The organism is Sphingomonas sp. (assembly GCF_035317925.1).
GTDB lineage: Bacteria > Pseudomonadota > Alphaproteobacteria > Sphingomonadales > Sphingomonadaceae > Sphingomonas_I.
Window position 1 is genome coordinate 1 of sequence record NZ_DATHFV010000077.1, and the last position, 5,877, is coordinate 5,877.

Sequence of the window (5,877 nt, forward strand, 5' to 3'; positions counted from 1 at the left end):
TCGTAACGCCTTTGCTGACCGTCTATCTCGATGCGGTCGAGGGCGGCCGGATCGACAAGATCCTGGTCGAGGACGGCGCCTATGTGAAAAAGGGCCAGATGCTGGCGGTCCTGACCAACGCCGATCTCCAGCTGGCAACCCTGCGTTCGCAGACCGATGTCGCGCAGCAGGTCTACAACCTTCAGCTCACCGAGCTCAGCCTGGAGCAGACCCGCTCGGCTAACGCTCAGGCGGTGATCCAGGCCGAGAACGAGTTCGCCAAGGCCAAGCGCCAGTACGACTTGCAGGCGCCGCTCGCCCAACGCGGTTTCGTCGCGGGCAAGGTGTTCAACGATACCAAGGACGATCTGGTCCTCGCGCAGCGCAAGCTGGACGAGGTGCGTGCCACCAAGGGCGCGGAGAACCGGCTGCAAACCACCCAGCTTTCGCAGATGCGCTCCACCGCCCAGACGCTCTCGGGCGCGCTCGGCATCGCCCGCAACAATCTCGACCAACTCAATCTGCGCGCGCCGGTGGATGGCCAGCTTTCCGCCTTCGCGATCCAGATCGGCCAGAGCATGAGCCGCGGCGAACGCATCGGCCAGATCGACAGCCCCGGCCACAACAAGCTGCGCGCGCAGGTCGACGAATTCTATCTCGGCCATGTCCAGCCCGGCCAGATCGCGACGGTCGATTATGCCGGCAAGACCTACAAATTGAAGGTCGCGCGGATCTACCCGCAGGTGAAGAACGGCATCTTCGAGGCCGACCTCTGGTTCCTCGGCGACGAGCCCAAGGGCATCCAGCGCGGCCAGACTTTGCAGGCGCGGCTGACCTTCGGCGATCCGGCGCCCGCGCGGCTGCTGCCCAACGGCGCCTTCTACAACGACACCGGCGGCCAGTGGGTGTTCGTGGTCGCGCCCGACGGTCGCCACGCGATCAAGCGCCAGGTCCGGCTCGGCCGCCGCAACGAGGATTATATCGAGGTGCTCGACGGGCTCGATCCCGGCGAGAAGGTGATCACCTCCCCCTACACCGGTTTCGCCGACAAGGATCGGCTGGACATTACCAATTAAAGCAAGAGGACGTGTCGATGCTGACGTTGCGCAATCTCTCCCGCGTCTATCGGACCGATACGGTCGAAACGACCGCCTTGGACTCGATCGATCTCGATATCCTGGATGGCGAGTTCGTCGCGATCATGGGCCCGTCGGGCTGCGGCAAGTCGACCTTGCTCAACATATTGGGCCTGCTCGACAGCCCCTCGTCGGGTTCGTACCGCTTCGGCGAATATGAAGTGGCGGGTCTGCCCGAATCCAAGCTGAGCGACATTCGCAAGCGCCACATCGGCTTCATCTTCCAGAGCTTCAACCTGGTCGACGAATTGTCGGTGCGCGAGAATGTGGAGCTCGCTTTGCTCTATCACGGGATTGCCGCCTCCGAACGGCGCGCACGGGTCGATGCGGTGATGGACAAGGTCGGGATCGCGCATCGCGCCGATCATCGCCCCAGCCAATTGTCGGGCGGCCAGCAGCAGCGCGTCGCGGTGGCGCGCGCGGTGGTCGGCAATCCCGACCTGATCCTGGCGGACGAACCGACCGGCAACCTCGACACGCATCATGGCGAAGAGGTGATGCGGATGCTCCAGGCGCTCAATCGCGAAGGCACGACGGTGGTGATGGTGACGCATTCGCCGAGCCATGCCGATTATGCCGGCCGCGTGGTCAACATGCTCGACGGGCAAGTGCTGACCGAGCGCAAGCGCGCGGCGTGATTTGAACACCCTCCGTGGTCAGCGGGGGGATGGATGAGGGCCTTCGCGATCGCGGTCCCTTCCGGCCTGGCCGGCGCGGCGGGAAGGCCCTCATCAAACCGAACGAACAAAGAAGGGCAGGACGATGCTGCGCAATTATCTGATAGTAGGCCTGCGGGCGCTGGCGAAGAACCGCACCTATGCCTTCATCAATATCGTCGGCCTTGCGCTCGGCCTCGCGGCAGCGGTGCTGATCCTGCTCTATGTGCGCTACGAGACGAGCTACGATGCGGCACTGCCCGGCGCTGACCGCGCCTTCCAGCTCCAGACCTATTACAAGGCGGACAAGAAGGGCACCGAAGCGATGCCCATGCAGATGACCGAGTATGTCGCCGGCCGCACGCTGGCGAAGGATTTCCCGCAGGTCGAGAAGATCGTCTACGTCCGTTCCGAAGAGCCGGTGGTGCTGCAGGACGGCGTCGCCAAGGTGACCGACGACGTCCGCATCGTCGACAGCAACATCTTCGACGTGCTCCAATTCCCGTTCGTGCGCGGCAATCCGGCGCATGTGCTGGACGACAATAATTCGCTCGCGATCAGCGAGAGCGAGGCGAAGCGCCGCTTCGGCACCATCAACGTCATCGGCAAGACGCTGACGCTCGAGCTCAACAGCGGCAATACCGATTACCGCATCACCGGCGTGTTCAGGGACATTCCCAAGAACAGTCAGTTCGCCGCCAACATCGTCGCGCGCGTCGATCCCAACACCGAATTCGGCCAGTTTCCCACCTTCATGACGAGCTGGGGCAGCCAGGGCGGCTGGTATTATGTGAAGCTGCGCCCGGGCGTGGACGCTGCCGACATCAACGCCCAGCTTCCAACCTGGAAGAAGCGCAACATCCCCGATGAAGTCGTCAACGGCGAACGGAGAAACCAGGGGGATCTGCAGGATTTCGCCCTGGTCAATGTGCGCGACGTCCATCTCGGCAAGGGCCAGCGTTTCGGCATCCGTCCGCCCAACGACAAGCGTACCGTACTCACCTTCGGCCTGGTCGCCTTCATGGTGCTCGGCATGGCGTGCGTGAACTTCACCAACCTCGCCACCGCGCGTGCCTCGCAGCGGGCGCGGGAGGTCGCGCTGCGCAAGGTGCTCGGCGCATCGCGCGGCCAGCTGGTGGCACAGTTCATCGGCGAATCCGTGCTGGTCGCGGCGATCGCGATGGTGATCGCACTCGCCCTGGTCGAGCTGCTGCTGCCGACCTTCAACAACTTCCTCGAAGCGCAGATCACGCTCGATTATTTCGGCCGCAACACGGTGCTGCCCTATCTGCTCGGGCTGGTGCTGCTGGTCGGCGCGGCGGGTGGCGTCTATCCCGCTTTCTATCTGTCGCGGTTCGAGCCGGCGCGCGTGCTGCGCGCCAACAAATCGGCGTCCGACGCGCAGGGTTCGGGCGTGTTGCGCAACGTGCTGGTGATCGGCCAGTTCGCGGTGTCGATCGCCTTGATCATCTGCACGATCGTGATCTACGCGCAGACCGTCTACGCGCGCACCGCCAATCAGGGCTATCAGCGCGAGGGCCTGTTCCAGGTCACCAATCTCGACGCGCAGGGCGTGGACAAGATCACGCTGCGGCTGGTCGACGAGATTCGCCGCCTGCCCGGCGTGCAGGCCGCCGCCGCGACCGGCATCGCGATCCAGCCCCACAACAACAACAATACCGACATGTTCCTGCCCGGCAGCAGCTCGTCGATTCAGCTCGGCTATTACACGACGCAGTCGGGCTTCTTTCGCGCGATGGGGATGAAAATGCTCGCCGGGCGCGATTTCGACGACAATCGTCCGCGCGACGATGCGACCACGCCTTTCCCGGTCGATATGGCTGCGGAGCGCGCCTTCGCCGCACGCGGCGCCAATGCGATCATCAGCGAAAGCGCGGCGCATCGCCTGGGCTTCCACACGCCGCAGGAGGCGATCGGCAAGAACCTCATGGGCGGTCTCACGCTCAGGGAGATCGGGCTGGTTCCGGTCACGATCATCGGCGTGGTCCAGGATGCGCGCTTCCGCTCGATGCACGATCCGCTGCAGCCGATCCTGTTCCTGGCGGCCAAGAACGGCTTCACCAATATCGACATCCGCTATGCCGGCATCGCGCCCAACAAATTGCGCGACGAGGTCCAGGGCGTGTGGAACCGGCTGGTGCCGCAAGTGCCGTTCCAGGCCGATTTCGCCGACGAGATATTGCGCGACGAATATCAGGCCGACACCGCTCGTGGGCAATTGTTCGCCGGTTTTGCGTTGCTGTCGGTGATCGTCGGCTGCCTCGGCCTGTTCGGGCTCGCCGCCTTCACCGCCGAACGGCGCACCAAGGAGATCGGCATCCGCAAGGTGCTGGGCGCCCGCACCCGCGACATCGTTCAGCTGCTGGTGTGGCAGTTCAGCCGGCCGGTGCTGATCGCCAACATGATCGCGTGGCCGGTCGCCTGGTGGGTGATGCGCGACTGGCTCAACAATTTCGATCAGCGAGTCGGGTTGGGGCCTTTACCCTTCCTGCTCGCGGGTGGGCTCGCGCTGGGCATCGCGATCGCCACGATCGCCAGCCACGCCTTCCGGGTGGCGCGCGCCAATCCAATCCTGGCGCTCAGATACGAATAGCTGTTCCCCGGCGAAAGCATCACCGGCGGCGCGGGCTGACCGCGCCGTCGCGGTAAGCACCCTGCACGCCGAACATCCAGCCGGGATATTCGGGCGGAAGCTTGCTCGCTTCGTCCAGGGCCTTGAGGTCATTCTCGCCCAGCGAAACCTCGGTCGCGGCGATATTGTCGCGGAGCTGATCCTCGCGCTTGGCGCCGACGATCACACTAGTGACGACGCGCTGATGCAGCAGCCACGCGATCGCGATCTGCGCGACCGATACGCCTTTGGCCTCCGCGATCGGCTTCATCGCGTCGATCACGGCATAAGCCCGATCGCGATCGACCGGCGGGAAATCGAAACTGGCGCGGCGGCCGTCGCCCTTGCTCTCGTCCTCGCGGCTATATTTGCCCGACAGCAGCCCGCCCGCGAGCGGACTCCACACCATCAGCCCGATCTTCTCGGCCTGCATCATCGGCACCAGCTCGCGCTCGAGATCGCGTCCCGCGACGGTGTAATAGGCCTGCAGGCTCTCGAACCGGGCGAGGCCCCAGCGATCTGCAACCCCGATCGCCTTGCTGATCTGCCAGGCCGGCCAGTTGGACACGCCGACATAACGGACGAGTCCGCGCTGGACGAGATTGTCGAGCGCGCGCACTGTCTCCTCGACCGGCGTGACCGGATCGATGCCATGGATCTGGTAGAGATCGATATGGTCGAGCTGGAGCCGCTTCAGGCTCGCCTCGACCGCGTCCATGATGTGATAGCGTGACGCGCCGCGGCTATTCTGGCTTGGCCCCATCGCGCCCAGCGCCTTGGTCGCGATCACCACCTCGTCGCGGCGCAGCCCCAGGTTGCGGAGCGCCTGACCCGTAATCTCTTCCGACTTGCCCTCCGAATAGACATCGGCGGTATCGATGAAATTGATCCCGGCATCGGTCGCTGCCCGAACCAGCGCATCGGCTTCGCGCTGGCCGAGCCCGGCGATCGCCGCGAACCGCCCCTCCGTCTGGCCGAAGGTCATGGTGCCGAGCGCGAGTTCGGAAACGATCAGGCCGGTATTGCCGAGGCGGTTGGTGCGCATGGAGGATCCTTGGCCGAAATGTGAGGCGCGTCATCTAGGTATCGGATCGGCGACTTCCACTCCCATCAGCGACAATATCTTGCAGCCGCGCGCCGAAACCGCCACGATCTCGCGAATGCAGCAGAACGGCGGCATCGTTGAGCCCGCACTTGCGCCGTCAGGGCGCATGGTCACCTTACCCGCGCGGCCGGAGCCGTTGCGCCTCGCTGCCGATCAGACGGCGGTGGTCGTGATCGACATGCAGAATGCCTATGCTTCGCCCGGCGGCTATGTCGATCTGGCCGGCTTCGACATCGCCGGTGCGGCCGGCACGATCGAAAAGATCGCGGCCGTGCTCGATACCGCGCGCGCAGCCGGGGTGCAGATCGTCTATCTGCAGAATGGCTGGGATCCCGATTATGTCGAGGCGGGCGGGCCGGGCTCGCCCAA

The 5,877-nt window shown here is 64.6% G+C and carries 5 protein-coding genes; 4 read left to right on the plus strand and 1 reads right to left on the minus strand.

The window, feature by feature from the left end; translation table 11 throughout:
- The 3 genes from VK533_RS05905 to VK533_RS05915 all read left to right on the plus strand — a co-directional run.
- On the plus strand, nucleotides 1-1,055 hold a 1,055-nt coding region (locus tag VK533_RS05905), incomplete at its 5' end, for an efflux RND transporter periplasmic adaptor subunit (protein ID WP_324375917.1).
- A gap of 17 nt (nucleotides 1,056-1,072) precedes the next feature.
- A complete protein-coding gene (locus tag VK533_RS05910; RefSeq protein ID WP_324375920.1) occupies nucleotides 1,073-1,753 on the plus strand; it encodes an ABC transporter ATP-binding protein in 681 nt (226 codons plus the stop codon).
- A gap of 124 nt (nucleotides 1,754-1,877) precedes the next feature.
- Nucleotides 1,878-4,385: an ABC transporter permease gene (locus VK533_RS05915; protein ID WP_324375918.1), complete on the plus strand. Its 2,508-nt coding sequence runs from the start codon at nucleotides 1,878-1,880 to the stop codon at nucleotides 4,383-4,385.
- A 19-nt stretch (nucleotides 4,386-4,404) separates the two neighbouring features.
- Here the strand turns inward: VK533_RS05915 and VK533_RS05920 are convergent, their stop codons facing one another.
- Nucleotides 4,405-5,448 (minus strand): aldo/keto reductase, encoded by a 1,044-nt coding sequence (locus tag VK533_RS05920; protein ID WP_324375919.1) that lies wholly within the window; start codon nucleotides 5,446-5,448, stop codon nucleotides 4,405-4,407.
- Nucleotides 5,449-5,563: 115 nt separating this feature from the next.
- Between VK533_RS05920 and VK533_RS05925 the strand changes: the two genes are divergently transcribed.
- Nucleotides 5,564-5,877 (plus strand): cysteine hydrolase family protein (locus VK533_RS05925; protein ID WP_324375921.1); only part of this gene is annotated, 314 nt, incomplete at its 3' end.

Bases quoted from the DNA above. Each gene is read 5' to 3' on its own strand.
- VK533_RS05915 (WP_324375918.1), top strand. From the start codon at position 1,878: ATGCTGCGCAATTATCTGATAGTAGGCCTGCGGGCGCTGGCGAAGAAC.
- VK533_RS05910 (WP_324375920.1), top strand. From the start codon at position 1,073: ATGCTGACGTTGCGCAATCTCTCCCGCGTCTATCGGACCGATACGGTC.
- VK533_RS05920 (WP_324375919.1), bottom strand. From the start codon at position 5,448: ATGCGCACCAACCGCCTCGGCAATACCGGCCTGATCGTTTCCGAACTC.